Origin of the sequence: Serratia sp. 2C06 (assembly GCF_050037615.1) — a bacterium.
Classification (GTDB): domain Bacteria; phylum Pseudomonadota; class Gammaproteobacteria; order Enterobacterales; family Enterobacteriaceae; genus Serratia; species Serratia ureilytica.
Window position 1 is genome coordinate 3660625 of sequence record NZ_CP188299.1, and the last position, 17512, is coordinate 3678136.

Sequence of the window (17512 nt, forward strand, 5' to 3'; positions counted from 1 at the left end):
TAGTACGGGCCGTGGCGCACGCCCCGGCCCGGTTGCGTTATACCAACCCGTATTGCCGCGTCAGCAGCGAATGCAATAGCGGCCCTAGCGTCTCCAGCGAGGCCGGCGACAGAATGTCCGCGTGCTCGCAACCTTGGTGATGACAGATCAGCCGATCCAGATACGGCGCCCACACGGCGTTGATGTCCATCAATGGCGGCAGCGTCCGATCGGCGACAAACAGCGTCGCCGTGCCGTGGAAACGCTGACTGCGCGCCTGAGAAAGAAGGCGCACCGCGTCACGATAGTTGGCGACGATGCTGTCGAACATCGCCGCCTTCTCCGCCATCAGCGTCGGATCGCCATGATCTTCCGCCATAAACTCGGCCTGTTCCTGCGCCACCTCCTTCTGCGCCTCTTCCTCGGTGGGGCCGGTCCAGTCCTGGCCTTCCGGCGGATAGGTATCCAGCATGCCGAGGAACGCCACCTCTTCACCCTGCTGCTGCAGACGCGCGGCCATCGAATGCGCCAGCGTGCCGCCGAGCGAATAGCCCAGCAGGTAGTAAGGCCCCTGCGGCTGCAGGCGGCGCAGAGTGGCGAGATGACGATCGACCATCTGCTCAATGTCCTCACAGGTGGCGATGACGCCGTCCGGTCTTGGCGACTGCAGACCGATGATCGGGTAACTCCCCGGCAGATACCGGCTCAGCCCCGAGTACTGCCAGGCGAAACCGGAAGCCGGATGCAGGCAGAACAGCGCCGGGCCTTGGCCCGCCCGCAGCTGCAGGCACTCGCCGACGCCGCGGCTCTCGGCCGAGCCGGCGGCCTGCGCATCATCGAGCAGGTGCGCCATTTTCTCCAGACTGCGGGCGAACATGATCTGCCCGACGCTCAACGGCCGGGTGACGCGCCGACGCAGCTCCGCCGCCAGGCGCATCGCCAGCAGCGAGTGGCCGCCCAACGCGAAGAAGTCGTCGTCGGCATACACCGTCTCGCGCCCCAGCAGTTCGCTGAACAGCGCCGCCAGCAGGCGCTCGCTGTCGCTGTGCGGCACGCGGCCGCTCTGCGGGCTCAGCTGCGGCCGAGGCAACGCCTTGCGATCCAGCTTGCCGCTGGCGCTGAGCGGGAAGCTGTCGGTCATGACATAGCTGACCGGCATCATGTGCGCCGGCAAACGCGCCTCCAGCGCCTGATGCAGGACGGCGGTATCCAGCGTCACGCCCGGCTGGGCGATCAGCCAGGCGACCAACTGCCGCATATCGGCGCCGCCCAGCCCCGTCGCGCCCTCACCCAGTTCGATGGCGTGCACCGCCGCCTGCGCTACTCCCGGCTGCGCCAGCAGCGCCTGTTCGATTTCGCCCAGTTCGATGCGCTGGCCGCGGATCTTCAGCTGATCGTCGCTGCGCCCCAAATACTCGACGCTGCCGTCTTCCAGCCAGCGGGCGATATCGCCGGTGCGATACATGCGCGCCCCGTTGCCGGCGGGATCGGCGACAAACCGCTGTGCCGTCAATCCCGGCCGATGCAGATAGCCGTCGGCCAGCTGAATGCCGCGCAGGTAGAGATCGCCGGCGCAGCCGACGGGCACCGGCCGCAGCATGGCGTCGAGAATGCTCAGTTGGGTGTTCCAGACCGGTTTGCCGATCGGCACGCCGGCGCCGCTCACCGCCGCCAATGCCTCGCCGGACGCCGGTTGATAGGTGACATCAACCGCCGCCTCCGTCGGGCCATACAGGTTATGCAGCGGCGCGGCGACCAACGCCTGGTAGCGGGATGCCAGTTCACACGACAACGCCTCACCGCTGCAGAACACGCGTTTCAGGCTGGCGGCGGCGCGCTGCGGCGCACGTTCGTTCAGCGCCTCAACCCAGATAGCCAACATGGACGGAACGAAATGCAGCGTGGTTACGCCATAGTCGTCGATCAACGTCGTCAGCGCCTGCGGATCGCGGTGCGCCTCCGGCGGCGCCATCACCAGACGCGCGCCGACCATCAGCGGCCAGAAGAACTCCCAGACGGAAACGTCGAAGCTGCACGGCGTTTTCTGCAATACCACGTCCTGCGCATCGAGCGCATACTCGTGCTGCATCCAGAACAGACGGTTGACGATCGCCCGGTGGTTCACCACCACCCCTTTCGGCCGCCCGGTAGAGCCCGAGGTATACAGGACGTAGGCGGGATAATCGCCGTTCCCCGCCGGTGCGCGCTGCATCGGTTCGCGCCCGCTGTCGTCCAGCGCATCGAACCGCAACGTCGGCGCCAGCGCGGCAAAACGGGCATCCAAGGCGCTCTCGGTGATAATCAGCCGTGGCTTGGCGTCTGCCACCATGTAGGCCAGACGCTCATCCGGGTAACCGGTATCCAGCGGCAGCCAGGCGGCGCCGGTTTGCACAATCGCCGTCAGCGCCAGGCTGAGGCGCACGGAACGCGGCAACGCCACCGCGACGATATCGCCCGGCTGAATGCCCGCCGCCGTCAGCTGTTCGGCCAACAGCGCGGCCTGGCGCTGCATGTCACGGTAGCTGAGGGTGTGCCCGGCATCCTGCAACGCGATGCGTTCCGGCGTGCGCCGAGCTTGATCGGCGATCGCCTGATGCAAGGTGGTGTCCGCTACCGCCTGTGCGGTGCGGTTGACCGCCGCGATCAACGCCTGTTCCTGCGGGGTTTGCAATTGCCAGCGCGGCAACGGCAGATCCGGTTGCGCAATCCATTGTTGCAGCAGCGCCATCAGCCGCGCGGCGAAGCGTTCAGGCTGCGGCACCGAGTCACGGTACTCCATCAGCAGACGCAGACGCTCGCCGGGCAGCACCAGCAACGTCAGCGGATAGTGGGTATAGCCTTTGTTGCGGATGGCGTCGCAGCGCAGGGAACCTGTGCCGCCGAGCAAGGCATCGTTGTCCGGGTAGTTCTCCACCACCAACAGCGTATCGAACAGCGTGCCCGCGCCGGCCAGGTGCTGGATCTCACCCAATCCCAAATCGTCGTGCTCCAGCAGTTCAATCTGCCGGTGTTGCAGAGCGGTCAGCTGTTCCGTCAACGGCCGGCCGTTTTCCAGCCGTACGCGTACCGGCAGCGTGTTGCTGAACAGGCCAACGTGCTCTTCCACGCCGTCGATCTGGCCAAACCGCCCGGAAACCGGCGAGCCGAACACCACGTCCTGATGGCCGCAACAGCCGGCCAGCTGCAGCGCCCAGATGCCCTGCATCACGGTATTGAGCGTCAGCCCGCGTTCGCGGCACAGGGTCAGCAAACGCTGTTCCTCCGCCGGCGGCAGCGTCATTTCCAGCTCAAACACGCGGTCGTCCTGAGCCTCGCCAAACAGCAGCGTTGGCCGCACGTCCTGCAGCGTCTCGCGCCAGATGCGGCGCGAGGCGTCGGCATCCCGCGCGGCCAGGCGGCGCACGATATCGGCATAGTTCGAACGCAGCGGCGGCAACGCCGTTATCCCTTCACGCAATGCGAGCATCAGATCGTTGAGCACCACCGGCGTCGACCAGCCATCGACGATCAGGTGGTGGGCATTGAGGAACAGCGTGCAGCGTTCGCTCTCGCCGTGTTTGACCCACAGCGCATGCAGCATCGCGCCCGGCTGGTTAAACAGATCGCGCTGCAGCTCTTTCTGCTCCAGCTCATTCAGCGCCTGCATTTCTTGTTCGGCGGACAGCGGCGGCAGCCTGAGGCTGTCCAGCGGCCAATGGCTTTCCTGCGGTATCAGCTGCAGCGGTTCGCCCTCGCGGTTGAACCGGGCGGCCAGCTGCGGATGGCGGCGGATCACCGCATCCAGCGCCTGCTGGAGCCGTGGCGCGTCCAGTTCGCCGCAGAGGCTCAGGCGCGTCAGCGAGTTATAACTGCCGCCCTGCTGCGCCGTCTGGGCATGGAACAGCAAGCCGTGCTGCAAGGGCAACAGCGGTAGCGCATCGGCCAACGGCCCATACTCCCGCTCCCAGGCGCGCAGCGTTTCATCGTCGACGTTCGGTTGGGCGATCTCGGCCGCCGTCAACGTTGCCGCTGCGCGTTCGGGATGCCGTTCAGCAAACTCGCACAGCGCACGCACGGCCTGCTCGATGCCCCTATGCAGCGCCTCGATGTCGCTCGCGCTGAAGATGGCCTCCAGCCAGCTCCAGTTGATCGCCAGACACGCGCCGTCGCGCCGCTCTTCGACAAAGATGTTCACTTCCAGCCCGTAACACAGCGCCTGCTGCGTATCCTGCGCCACTGCGAAGGCGTCGCGGAAACGGGTCCGGCTGCGCTGCGGCGTCCAGTGTCCCTCATCCTGGCCGAAGCGCCCGAGGTAGTTGAACAAAATCTCCGGCGCATTGCGCTGCGCCAGCGCGGCCAGTTCGTCACGCTGCGGATGTAAATAGCGCAGTTGACCATAGCCGATGCCGCGATCGGCCACCGCGCGCGTCACCCGTTTCACCGCGCGCACGGCCTCGTGGTGTTCGGCGTCATGCAGTTCGATGCACAGCGGGTACTCCGCCGTCAGCCAGCCGACGGTGCGCGCCAGATCGAGGCTATCGTCCAGTTCGGCGCGGCCGTGCGACTCCAGCGAAAAGCGCAGCGAAGCGGCCTGGAAATGACGCCGGCAGGCCAGCGCCAGCGCGCACAGCATGATCTCTTCGACCTGAGCGCGGTATCCCTGCGGCAAGGCGCCCAGCAGCGCGGCGGTCAGCCGGCTGTCGAGCAGCGTGCGCCGTTCGCTCACCGAAGCGAGACGATCGGTCTGCGGATCCAGCGCGCGGCGCCCCAAGCGCGGCACGCCGTCCGCCAGCATCTGCCGCCAGAACGGCAGCTCGGTTTCCCGGCGTTTGGCGTCGGCCCGTAAACGCGCGGACCACTCATAGAGCGAGGTTTCCTCCGGCGGCAGCGCGATCGGCTGCCCCTGCATGGCGCTGTCGGCCGCTTGCCGCAGTTCGTCGAGCAGGATGCGCCAGGAAACGCCGTCAACCACCAGGTGGTGGATCGCCAGCACCAGCCCGAGGCTCTGCCCGTCACGCTGTAACAAGATGGCCTGCATCATGCTGCCCTCGGCCGGATTGAGGCGCGCCAGCGCGGCATCAAACGCCTGTTCCGCCGCGGTTTCCAGATCGCCGGATACGGGATGACGCTGCATCAATTCACCGGCGGCGGCGGTTTCAACCACCAACTGGCCGTCGCGGATCCGCGCGCCCAGCGCCGGGTGTGCCGTACGCAGCTGTTCCAACGCATAACGCAGCTGTGCCGGTTGCAATTCGGCAGGCACGCGCAGGAAAACGCCGTGCGCGAAGAGACGATGCATGTCGCCCGTCTCGGCAAACCAGTGCAGGATCGGCAGCCCGTCGATCGGGCCTTGCTGCACGCTGCGCGCGGCCTGAGATCCAACGGCCAGCGGCTGCATCGCCTGCGCCATGCGCGCGGGGGTGTGCAGCGCGAAGATCTCACGCGGCCGCAGCAGATACCCGTTGCGCCGCAGGGCGGTGCCCAGCCCCATCGCCGAGATGCTGTCGCCGCCGAGCGCGAAGAAATCGTCGTCGGCACCGACGCGCTCCATCCCCAACAGCTGCGCCATGGCGCGGCAAATCAGCCTTTCCTGCTCGGTGGCCGGCTCGCGCAGGCTTTGCGCCAGCGTCTCCTGCGGTTTGGGCAGCGCCTGACGGTCAATCTTGCCGTTAACGTTAAGCGGCAGCTCCGGCATCACCACCAGGATCGCCGGCACCATGTAATCCGGCAGACGCTGCGCCAACTGCGCCAGCAGCTCGCTCTGCAGCGCGGGTGAGGCGCGCCGCGCGTCATCCTGCACCGAGCAGTAACCGATCAGGCGATAGGTAGCGCCGATCGGCTCGGCGATCACCACCGCCCGCCCCACGTCCGGCAAGGCAGCCAGCGCGCTCTCCACTTCACCCAGCTCGACGCGGAAGCCGCGCACCTTGATTTGGTGATCGGTACGGCCAATGAACACCAGCTGGCCGTCCGCGCTCCAACGCATCAGATCGCCGCTGCGGTACATCACCTCGCCGTCGGCGAACGGATTGGCGACAAAGCGCGCCGCCGTCAGATCCGGGCGGCGCAGGTAACCGCGCGCGATGCCCTTGCCTGAAATGTACAGTTCCCCCGCCGCGCCGATCGGCACCGGCTGCAGGCGACTGTCGAGCAGCCAGACTTCGGTATTGGCCAGGGGGCGCCCGATCACCGGCTGGTCTGCGGCCGTGACCGGCGCGCCGAGGGTATCGACGGTGTATTCGGACGGGCCGTAATAGTTATGGATCTCGACTTCCGGATGCTGCCGCATCAGGTTCCACAGCGTCGGTGTCGCCGCCTCGCCGCCGATCATCACAAACGCCGGCAGCGGAAACTGTCCCTTCAGCAGGCCGCAATCCACCAACTGCGAGAGGAACGACGGCGTGATATCCAGCAGATCGATCGGGGTCTGTTGGGTCTGTTCGAGCAACGCCCAGGGGTCGCGGCGCAGCTCTTCATCGAAGATAACCAGTTCGCTGCCCATCATCATGCAGAACAGCGGCTCCCAGGAGGAGTCGAAAGAGAACGAAGCGGTATGCCCGGCGCGCAGACGCCGCCCGCGGCGAGCCTGGAATTTTTCAATCGCCGGGCCGAATAGAGAGGCCTGATGCGACAAGAACAGGTTCAGCAGCCCGCGGTGCGTGGACATCACGCCTTTGGGTTTGCCGGTCGAACCGGAGGTGTAAATCATGTAGGCCAGATGCGCCTCGTTCAGCGGCGCGCGCCGCTCTTCGTCCGATATCGGCGCGGCCTCGGCGGCCGCGCAGCGCGCCCGGCATTGCGCCTCATCGAGGCACATGATCTGCGGCAGATCCGGCATGTTGGCCCGCGTGTCGCTGTGGGTCAGCAGCATCACCGGCCGCGCGTCGTCGCACATCAGCGCCAGACGTTCACGCGGATAATCCAGATCGAGCGGCATATAGGCCGCGCCGCTGGCCAACACGCCAAACAGCGCGACCAGCGTGTCCACCGAGCGCGGAATGCCGATGGCGACCACGTCTTCGGCGCCGATGCCGCTTTCGATCAGCACGCGCCCCAGTTGCATCACCCGTTTACTGAGTTGACGGTAGCTGAGGCGCACATCGCCGCAGGTCACCGCCAACGCCTCGGGCTGTCGCTCAACCTGACGCTGGAAAGCGTCCATGATCGACACCATGCCCGCCGGCGGCGTCAGCTCAGCGCCGCGCCCCCAGGCCGCGAGTTGGCGCAGCTCCCCTTCGCTGACCAGCGCCAGTTGACCGTTCGGCTGATGCGGCCGCCGCGCCAGTTGCTGCAGCCAATGGCCAATGCGCTCCGCATGGCCTTGCAAGGTGCGCGGCGCGTATTTGGCCGGGTTGGCCACCAACGACAGCGTCAGCACGCCGCTTCGAAAACCGATCTCAAACTCGAGGTCGTCGACCGGCCCCATCGCCAGCGTATGGGTAACGGCCGCTTGACCGTCGAAGGACAAGGCGCTGTGGTAAACCTTGACGTTGACCACCGGGCCGTACAGCTCCTGATGGCCGCCGACCAGGCCGAGATCGCGTTTGATCTGCTCCGCCTCATAGCGCTGATGGCGCCGCACCTGTTTGATTTGCGCCGCGGTGGCCTGGCAGACGTCCGCCAGCGACATCTCCGGCGTCACGTTCAGCAGCAGCGGCAGCACGTTAACCACCGGGCCGATCGCCGCCAGCGCCTGCGAGCCCATGCGGCGCATGAAAGGAAAACCGATGGAGAGCCGGGTTTCGCCGCTCATGCGCGCCAGATACATCGCCAGTGCCGCCGTGACGATATCGGCCGGTTGCAACGACTGCAGCGCCGCATCGCGCAGCGCTTCGTCAAACAGCGACTCCGGCAGCACCAGCGCCTGTTTGAGCGGCCGAGCGCCCGGTTCGACCTCGCGGTTTTCCGTCGCCAATGACAGCGGCGACGGCAGATCGCGCAGATGCTGCCGCCAGAATTCGGCCGCCCGCTGGCGTGCGGGCGACGTTTGCCATTGCTGAAACTCTTCCACCACCTTGCCGAACGGGGTAAACGGCGAGGCCGCCGGCGACAGCCCGTGGCGCAGCGCGCGGTAGATATCGGCGATCCGGCGGGTGATGGCCTCGAAGCTGAAGCCGTCCAGGGTCAGATGATGAAAGCGCTGGTACCAGAACCAGCGATCGGCGCTGATGCGGATCACCGCATGGCGATAGAGCGGGCGCTCGCCGTCCGCGGGCAGATCCTGCGCCAGATCGTCGTGCATCAGCGCCAGCGCCGCCTGTTCGGCGTCTGGCCGCGCGCTGAAGTCAAACCACTCCGGCGCCAGCACCCGCGCGGGATCCGCGTTCAGCGGTAAACGTTGCACCGGCTGGCCGTCCTGCGCCTCAAAGAAGCGCGCCTGAACCGTATCCGCCTCCGCCAGCCCCTGGCGAATCGCGCGCTCCAGCGCCGAACGATCGATATCGCCGTGCAGTTCGGTGTAGTGCGCCACGGCGAAGCTGTTGCGCCGCAGCGCGATTTGGTCGGCGATCCAGATCCCCGGTTGCGCCGCAACCAGCGGATAATCCCGATACTCGACCTGAGTATCCGGCAAAGAAAGCGTTTCTGACATGGTGTCTGTCCTTTTCCTCAAACGGAATGTAGCGATGTGGCTGTGCGGCGATTAACGCGGCGCATCCGCCGCTTTCAACGACGCCGGCCGCATGTCCTGCCAGTGCGCTTCGATATAGTCGATACATTCACCGCGCGACGCCGGCCCCATCAACACGCGCCATCCCGGCGGCGTATCGGCAAACTGCGGCCACAGCGAGTACTGCTGTTGCGCGTTGACCAACACGGAGAAACGGAGACTTTCGTCATCGAACGGGTTTTGTTGTTCCTGAGTCATTTGCCTTACCTGTCTGTCAAAATGTGGAATTACTTCATTGCGGAAAGCAGCCGGCGCACGCCGTCCACCAGACCGCCGCGCCAGCAGAGCGCGTCATGTCCGCCGGAATACACGCGGTAGTCGGCACGATGCCCGGCCGCCGTCAGCGCCTGGTGCATCTGGCGATTGACGAATTCGATGTCCGCCTCTCGATCGCCGGCTTGCTGAATCACGGTGAGCGTCGGCGCGGTCGCGCCGCGCTGCCGAACCTGGCGTATCAACCAGCCTTCCTCCAACTCATGGCGTTTTTCGAACTGGGTAACGAATTGCACCGTGGGCCACCAGAAGGAGCCGGACTGGCTCAGCACATGGCCGAAGCGCTCGGGCCAGTGCAGGCCGGCGTATAACGCCGCCAGTCCGCCGTAGCTCTGGCCGGCGACCACGGTGCGCGCCCCCTCTTCGCTGAACGGTTCGCGCCGCTGCGCCTGCGGCAGCAGTTCGTCGATCACCGCCTGCCAAAAGGCGGCGTTGCAAGGCAGCTCGTTTTCCCGGTGTTCGCCATCGATCGCATCGATCAGCAGCCAGCACGCGGGCGGCAGATGCCCTTTTGCGGTCTCGTTCTCAATCACCGGCAGCAATGCGTGCCTTTCGATCCAGTTCTGGCCGTCGAGCAGCAGCACCAGCGGGCGGTTCGCGTTGTCCGCCGCCTCGCCGCCGGCATACAGCCATACGCGCCGCCGGGTGCCCAGCCGTTCGCTGTGCCAGTGAAAAAGCTGTAGCCGCGCTTCATCCAACGGCCGATCGGCGGCCTGCCAGGCGCTTTGGTCGTCCGCGTCCGGCCCCTGAGCCAGGGAAACGGCGCGCGGGCGATAAGCCGGCCCCAGCGAGGTGCGATTCAGCGGATCGGCGATCGCCAACGGGAACAGCGATACCCACCAGGCGCGCTGCTGGCGATCGCGCAACGTTTCGTCGTCGCTGAAGACGGGAGGAAGATCCCGCGCTGTAATCGGGATTAGGCTGTAACTGCCGCGCCAGCGGCGATCGACAACGGCCGCACCGTACCAAACGTCGGTGCCGGGGAGCCTTTTCAGGCTGCTGGGGGTCGTGCTGTGATGGTCGGTAATGCCGTTGATATCGGCATAGACGCGACATATCGGCGAGAGCCGCTCGTCGCCGGCAGGATCGCGCCATAGCCAGGTCATTCTGACGTGCTGTTCATCGTGCGCGTCGACGACAGGCGTGCCATGAGCGGCAACCTTCTGCCACCACGCGGATTGCCCTGCCGCCTCTTCACGCAGCCACTGCGCCGCCAATCCCTCACGACCGTTTTCTGGCCTCTTTTCCGGCAAAAACTCCATAGCGCCCCTTACATAACGTGCGTGACTTTTACAAAACCTGACAATCGTATTGATACTCATTATCATTTTCAATACTATTTGTCGGATTTTTGCCGTCGTGCAAACGCGACGTCTCCGCGTCGACGAGGGAAAGCGTATTCATCGACATTGCGGGGTTTATCAGGGTGGCATTACACACAAAAGTAGGCATGCAGGAGAGATAATGAATATTAGAAACAAAGGGATAGAAAACGATAGTGCAGAGGCGATGTCCGCCAACCGGCTGTTGCTGGGGGCGACGCTGGCGCTACTGCCCTTCGCGCAAAACGCTTTTGCCGCGGCGGACGAGACGATGGTGGTGACCGCCGACGCGCAGAGCAGCGTGACCGCGCCCGTCAAAGGGATCGTCGCCAAAGAGAGCGCCGCCGGCACCAAAACCGCCGCCCCGCTGAGCAAAACCCCGCAGTCCATCTCGGTGGTGACGCGCGAGCAAATGAACGACCAGGAACCGGCGTCGGTCGCCGACGCCTTGAACTACACCAGCGGGGTGATCACCACCTATCGCGGCAATTCCAACCGCAATGACGAAGTGATCAGCCGCGGCTTCCGCTACGCGCCCAAGCTGCTCGACGGCCTGCACTTTGGCCTCTCTAGCCAAAACGGCGGCGCCGGGCAGATCGATCCCTGGTTGCTGGAGCGCGTGGAAATGGTGCACGGCCCGGCCGGCGTGCTTTACGGCCAGGTCAGCCCCGGCGGCGTGGTGGTGATGACCAGCAAACGCCCTACCGCCCAGAGCATTCACGAAGTTAAATTCAGCACCGGCAACCGTCATCTGGCGGAAACGGCGTTCGACTTCGGCGGCAAACTCAACGACGACAACACCCTGTTCTATCGCCTGAACGGTATCGCCAGAACCGAACATGAGTTTGTCAAAGACAGCAAGCAGCAACGGGTGGCCATTGCCCCGGCCTTCACCTGGCTGCCGAACGAAGACACCAGCTTTACGCTGCTGACCAGCTACCAGAACGATCCGAAAGCCGGATCGCGCAACTTCCTGCCGCGTGCCGGCACGCTGTTCCCGACCAGCGCGGGCTATGTGCCCTATGACTTCAACATCAGCGAACCCAGCTTCAACAAGTCGCGGCGCGAGCAGGCGTCGATCGGCTACAGCCTCGAGCACAACTTCAGCGATGCGCTGTCGTTTACCCAGAACCTGCGTTTCACCCACCGTGATGAGGACTATAAATATCTGGTTTATAACGTAAACTCGAAGGTCAACGACCACACCGTCACCCGCATGGCGCAACATGAAACGCAGATGACCAACGAGTTTGGCGTGGATAACCAGCTGAAGGGCCTGTTCGACACCGGCGAGGTGAAGCACACGGTGCTGGGCGGATTGGATTACCGCTACAGCCATATCGATTCGAAGATGTATCGCGATCGCGGCAACGATTACCCGATCGACTGGGCCAACCCGGTTCGTCCCAGCATCGATGGCAGCACGCTGGCGCTGGCTTCCAGCGATTTGAAGACGCTGAATCAGGTCGGGGTGTATCTGCAGGACCAGCTGGCGTGGAATAACTGGAACCTGCTGCTGTCCGGCCGTCAGGACTGGTCGCAGGTCAACACCCGCGATCGCACCAGCGGCGGCAAAGAGCAGACCTACAACGATGCCCAGTTCACCGGCCGTGCGGGCCTGCTCTACGCCTTCGACAACGGCATTTCGCCGTACGTCAGCTACAGCACCTCGTTCGATCCTAACCTGTACCCGAGCGCGCCGGGCGCCGACCCGCTCAAGCCGACCACCGGCAAACAAACCGAGGTGGGCGTGAAGTACCAGATCCCGGGCGGCAACACCCTGCTGACCCTTTCCTGGTTCGACATCACCCAACGCAATGTGGCGTCTTACAACCGTCTCACCTCCGCCTACGAGCAGATCGGTGAGGTGAAATCCAAAGGGATTGAGGCGGAAGTGCACGCTCAGCCGACGCCGGAGATCAAGCTGATCGCCGCCTACACCTACACCGACGTGGTGACCAAAGACTCCAACTCGGCGGACGAAATCGGCCACAGCCCGGCGGGCATTCCGCGCCACGCGGCGTCCGCCTGGGGCAGCTACAGCTTCCTGAGCGGTGCGCTCAATGGCCTGACCGTCGGCAGCGGCGTGCGTTACATCGGCGATGCGCCGGCCGACGCCACCGGCCAGTACGACGTGCCGCACTACACGCTGTACGACGCCATGGTGAAATATGATCTCGGCCAGGCCTCGCCGGCGCTGCGCGGTGCGGCGCTGCAGCTCAACGTGCAGAACCTGACGGACAAGAAATACGTTTCATCCTGCAGCGGCGAGTACGCCTGCTTCTACGGCAGCGGCCGCAGCGTCATCGCTTCGGTGAACTACCGCTGGTAACGAAAAGGGGCGGCCAGCGCCGCCCCTTTCTTCCACCTTTCCCGCCGCGTTTACTCTTGCTTCAATTCCCGCAGATGCTTGTACACCGTAGCACGCCCCATCGACAGCACGTTGGCGATATAGTCCGCCGCGCTTTTGGCCTTGAACGCCCCCTGATGATAGAGATCGCTGACCAGCCGCCGTTTCTGTTCGCGGCTCAGCGCGCCGAGCGCAGCGTTCTCGCGCCGCAGCCAGTCATGCAGGAAGGTATTGATCTTCTCTTGCCAGTCGTCTTTGAACAGCTGTTGCGGCTGCGGCTGCAATCGCGTGACCGACAGGAACATATCCAGCGCGTTGCGGGCGTCCTCGAACATCGCGGTGCTCAGGTTGATGCACAGCAGATAGCTGGGGTTACCCTGCTCGTCGCGCGCGGCGATGCTCACCGAGCGCATCTTTTTGCCGTCCCAGTTCAGCTTTTCGTAGGGGCCGGTCACGTTGGCGCCGCCATCAAACGTGAAATCTTCCAGCCCCGCGTCGTCGCCCGGTTTGCGCTTCGACAGGTTGTTCGCCAGGTAGGCTATCTTGTTGGCGGCCAAATCGTGGATCACCACTTCCGCATTCGGGAAAAACAGGGCCGCGATGCCGTCGGCGACCGACCGCAACAGTTCAAGTTGAGAAGAAGAATTCGCCACGCTGGGGTGTCTCCGTATAGCCCGGTTTGGTTTGTTGTTCAGCCGCTTAGCATACCGCAGTTGCCGCCGCTTGCCGAGCGGATGGCGTTGGTTCCCCCCTCACTACCGGCTGCGCCGCAAGTGACCTTTTATCCCGACGGGGGGGCATGATTGGCCATTGCCGGTCGCCGGCGAAATAACGCACGCCCCTTCAAAGTGGAAAAGGAAATAGGTTAACCACGCCGTTCACCTACCGTTTTTTATTTAAAAACCGCCCCCCTTGCCAATGACATTAATAACCGCACCACCGTTATTGAATTATTGCCTCAGGCCGTTGGTGAGTTGATTAGCAAACTCCCTTATGCAAGAAAAATCTCATACAAATCATCATGTTTTGCATAAAGCAAAGCGCCAATTCAGATTATTCCTAATTATTTATTTCAGACATCAGGAATAAATTTAACCTGCAGTACTGCAATAAGGATGCAGCTTAATTTGAGTTGTATAAGCAATTTAATTTAAAGGACTTTTATTATGAATTATGAATCCAAGGCGGACTGTTTCGCCAACAGCTACATTATTGAAATTTCAAGTTTTAAACTGCCGGCCTCACTCAGCCCTGAAGCGTTTGCCGTATTGGACAAGCGCGTTGAAGAGGAATTTATCTCGAACCAAAACGGGTTTATTTCGCGTGACTCGGGCATCAGCGTAGACAATGAGCCTCGTTGGGTGAACATTGTAAAATGGGAGACGCTGTTGGATGCGGATGAAAACATCTACCAATTTACGCAAGCTTCCGCGCCGGCGTCCGTCAAAGAATATCTGGCGAGTATCGGCGCTGAACCGGTGGAATTACAACGCTATCAGCATACCGGCGCCTAATGCGTATCGGATGACCACGCCACCGCGGCGCGGTCTTCTTTAAACGCTGATTCGCCAAACCAGAACGGGTGGCCGGCCGCTCGCAGTCACCCGTCCGTTTCAGGTGAACACGCTTTTCAGCCCACTCTTCTGCCGCAATACCGTAAAACAGCCCCGAATCATGCTTCTCGCTGCCAAGGCAAAACGCGGCGGCAGACGGCGTTTTAACAGGATTTTAACGCTGCCGAGGGGAAACGCCATTGTCAACATAGCAGTTAAATAAAATGAAACTTTTTGATCACATTCAAGCTTCTGAAAAATAGATATAAAGGGTTTTTATGCGTTTTATATGCATAAAGTATGCATGCGCCCGCTAACGACCGGCGAAAAGTAATTAACTATTCATTTACCGCCCTGCAGGCGGCGAAAAACCGTCCGCTGGCCCGATGAGCGGGGGGCTAACAACCGGCATAATTAGTGGTAAATTTAGCGGCGCAAAGTGTTATGCGCTTGCTAATCCACGGTTAAACGAAATAAATACCTCTAAAATATAAAGGTTGGTTATGGAAAAGCTATCCTACGCTTCAGACAGCAGCACCACCGCTTGGGCTACATATCTGCAACAAATCGATCGCGTCGCCCCTTACCTCGGCGACCTCTCACGCTGGGTTGATACGCTGCGTCACCCTAAACGCGCTTTGATTGTCGATATCCCGCTGCAGATGGACGATGGCACCATCCGTCACTTCGAAGGCTTCCGCGTACAGCACAACCTGTCGCGCGGGCCGGGTAAAGGCGGTATCCGCTTCCACCCTGACGTCGATCTGAACGAAGTGATGGCCCTGTCCGCCTGGATGACCATCAAGTGCGCCGCGGTCAACCTGCCGTACGGCGGCGCCAAGGGCGGCATCCGCGTCGATCCGTTCAAACTGTCTGAAGGTGAACTGGAGCGACTGACCCGCCGCTACACCAGCGAAATCGGCTTCATCATCGGGCCACAGAAAGACATTCCTGCGCCGGACGTCGGCACCAACGCCAAAGTGATGGCCTGGATGATGGATACCTACTCCATGAACCACGGCACCACCATCACCGGCGTGGTAACCGGTAAGCCAATCCACCTCGGCGGCTCCCTGGGCCGTGAGAAAGCGACCGGCCGCGGCGTGTTCGTGACCGGCAGCGAAGTGGCCAAGCGTCTGGGCGTGCAGATCGAAGGCGCCAAAGTGGCGGTGCAAGGCTTCGGTAACGTGGGCAGCGAAGCGGCTCGCCTGTTCGTCGGCGTCGGCGCTCGCGTCGTCACCATCCAGGACCACTCCGCAACCCTGTTCAACGCCAACGGCATCGATCTGGCCGCGCTGACCGAATACCAGGCCAAGCACAAGCAGATCGCCGGTTTCCCAGGCGCCAGCGAGATCGAAAGCGAAGCGTTCTGGTCGGTTGACATGGACATCCTGATCCCTGCGGCGCTGGAAGGCCAGATCACCCGTCAGCGCGCCGAAATCCTCAGCGCCAAGCTGGTGTTGGAAGGGGCTAACGGCCCAACCTTCCCAGAAGCGGACGACATTCTGCGTTCCCGTAACATCACCGTGGTTCCGGACGTTATCTGTAACGCCGGCGGCGTAACGGTCAGTTACTTCGAGTGGGTGCAGGACATGGCGAGTTACTTCTGGAGCGAGTCCGAGATCAACGAGCGTATGGACAAGATCATGACCGACGCGATGGTCCACGTCTGGAACAAGGCCGCAGAGAAAGAGTGCAGCCTGCGCACCGCCGCTTATATCGTGGCTTGTGAGCGCATCCTGACCGCACGTAAAGAGCGTGGCATCTACCCAGGTTGATACCCGTTTCCCGGCCTGCCCCGGCAGGCCGGATTTTCCTCAGCGCAAACAGCGTTTCAACACCTTACCGGTACTGGTCATCGGCAAGCGTTCGACAAACTCGACGATACGCGGATACTTGAACGCCGCCAGCCTCTCCCGGCTCCAGGCGATCAGCGCCTCTTCCTCGATCGGCTCCTCCGTCTCTTTCAACACCACCACCGCTTTGATCTCTTCACCCAGCGAAGGATGCTCGACACCGATCACCGCCACCAACGACACCGCCGGATGGCGAATCAGTGCCTCTTCAATCTCGCGCGGATAGACGTTGAACCCGCCGCGAATGATCATGTCCTTGGCCCGATCGACGATGAAATAGAAGCCGTCGGCATCGCGGCGCGCCAGATCGCCGGTGCGGAACCAGCCGTTTTCCAGCACTTCCGCCGTCGCCTCGGGACGGTTCAGATAGCCTTTCATGATGTTGTAGCCGCGCACCGCGATCTCTCCCACCTGATCGACACCGTCGATCGGTTGCCCGGTGACGTCGAGCAAGCGAACCTCCACGCCCCAGATCGGTTGGCCGATAGAGCCGGGTTTGGTCACGCGGTGCGGATGGTTAAAGGTGGCGACCGGGCTGGTTTCCGACAGCCCATACCCTTCGAGAATGTTGACGCCGAAGCGGCGCGAGAAATCCTCCAGGATCTGCACCGGCAGGCTGGCCCCGCCGGACACCGCCATACGCAGCGTGCTGCGCAGGCGCTCGATATCCGTATGCTCATCCAGCGCATTCAACAACGCCCAATACATGGTCGGCACGCCGGCAAAAAAGGTAATGCCGTGCCGCTGCATCAGCGCGATGGCCTACGCGGCGTCGAAGCGTTCGACCAGCACCAGGGTGGCGGCGGCGGAAAATCCGGCATTCATCTGCACCGTCGAACCAAACGTGTGGAACAGCGGCAACGTCACCAGATGGCGATCGGGATCCGTTTCCGAGCCGTCGAACAGCCTCACCGATCCCAGCGCGTTAAGCACCAGGTTGGCGTGGGTCAACTCAGCCCCTTTGGCCCGGCCGGTGGTGCCGCTGGTATACAGCACCACCGCCGTGTCGCTTTCGAGCGTCGCGGCCGAAGCGAACTCGGTGGCCTGTGCGGCTATCGCCGTGCTGAAACGTTCGCCTTCGAGCGGCAGCCGATCGCCGATGATAAACACCTCACGGCATTGCTCCGCCTTCGCCGCCGCCCGCAGCGCCTCTTCCCCCAACGGCAGGCCGCTGCTGCCCTCGAAACAGAACAGCGCCACCGCCGCCGAATCCGCCAGGTAATAGTCGAATTCTGCGCTTTTAAGCAGAATATTCAGCGGCACCACCACCGCGCCACTTTTGAGAATGCCGTAATAGATAGCCGGAAACTCCGGCCGGTTTGTGCAGGCCAGCGCCACCCGTTCACCGGGCCGCACGCCGCGCGCGACCAACAAATTCGCCACCCGGTTGGCCATTTCATTCAGCGCCCGATAGCTGAGCAGTATATCGTCCTGTATCACCGCCGGCCGTTCCGGCCAGGTGCGCGCACTTTCTTCAAGCAAGGTAGCCAGATTCAGCATCGGGGATCCTCCCTGGGTTGAGCGGCGAGAAA

The 17512-nt window shown here is 62.9% G+C and carries 8 protein-coding genes and 1 pseudogene; 3 read left to right on the forward strand and 6 right to left on the reverse strand.

The window, feature by feature from the left end; genetic code table 11:
- Nucleotides 1-37: 37 nt before the first annotated feature.
- The 3 genes from ACP3TA_RS18140 to fes are packed head-to-tail and all read right to left on the reverse strand — an operon-like array spanning nucleotide 38 to nucleotide 10161.
- Nucleotides 38-8548, reverse strand: coding sequence for an amino acid adenylation domain-containing protein (locus ACP3TA_RS18140; RefSeq protein WP_164119991.1), 8511 nt, complete (start codon nucleotides 8546-8548; stop codon nucleotides 38-40).
- Between the two features lie 51 nt (nucleotides 8549-8599).
- Nucleotides 8600-8824, reverse strand: a complete 225-nt coding sequence (locus tag ACP3TA_RS18145; RefSeq protein ID WP_033643114.1) for an MbtH family protein — start codon at nucleotides 8822-8824, stop codon at nucleotides 8600-8602.
- A 29-nt stretch (nucleotides 8825-8853) separates the two neighbouring features.
- Nucleotides 8854-10161 (reverse strand): enterochelin esterase, encoded by a 1308-nt coding sequence (gene fes / locus ACP3TA_RS18150; protein WP_426784390.1) that lies wholly within the window; start codon nucleotides 10159-10161, stop codon nucleotides 8854-8856.
- A 202-nt stretch (nucleotides 10162-10363) separates the two neighbouring features.
- Between fes and ACP3TA_RS18155 the strand changes: the two genes are divergently transcribed.
- Complete coding sequence (locus ACP3TA_RS18155) at nucleotides 10364-12553, forward strand: TonB-dependent siderophore receptor (protein ID WP_042784526.1); 2190 nt, start codon at nucleotides 10364-10366, stop codon at nucleotides 12551-12553.
- 50 nt (nucleotides 12554-12603) lie between these two features.
- On the opposite strand, the gene ACP3TA_RS18160 is transcribed toward ACP3TA_RS18155, so the two are convergent.
- Complete coding sequence (locus tag ACP3TA_RS18160) at nucleotides 12604-13224, reverse strand: helix-turn-helix transcriptional regulator (RefSeq protein ID WP_042784528.1); 621 nt, start codon at nucleotides 13222-13224, stop codon at nucleotides 12604-12606.
- 513 nt (nucleotides 13225-13737) lie between these two features.
- Between ACP3TA_RS18160 and ACP3TA_RS18165 the strand changes: the two genes are divergently transcribed.
- Nucleotides 13738-14085: an antibiotic biosynthesis monooxygenase family protein gene (locus ACP3TA_RS18165; RefSeq protein ID WP_047575172.1), complete on the forward strand. Its 348-nt coding sequence runs from the start codon at nucleotides 13738-13740 to the stop codon at nucleotides 14083-14085.
- 542 nt (nucleotides 14086-14627) lie between these two features.
- A complete protein-coding gene (locus tag ACP3TA_RS18170) occupies nucleotides 14628-15902 on the forward strand; it encodes a Glu/Leu/Phe/Val family dehydrogenase (protein WP_033643119.1) in 1275 nt (424 codons plus the stop codon).
- Between the two features lie 39 nt (nucleotides 15903-15941).
- Here ACP3TA_RS18170 and ACP3TA_RS18175 read toward each other — a convergent pair whose 3' ends face one another.
- Nucleotides 15942-16358, reverse strand: coding sequence for an AMP-binding enzyme (locus ACP3TA_RS18175; RefSeq protein ID WP_426784645.1), 417 nt, complete (start codon nucleotides 16356-16358; stop codon nucleotides 15942-15944).
- A pseudogene (locus ACP3TA_RS18180) lies at nucleotides 16356-17480 on the reverse strand (AMP-binding protein); the annotation flags it as partial. The gene ACP3TA_RS18175 and the pseudogene ACP3TA_RS18180, both read right to left, overlap by 3 nt.
- Between the last annotated feature and the right edge of the window lie 32 nt (nucleotides 17481-17512).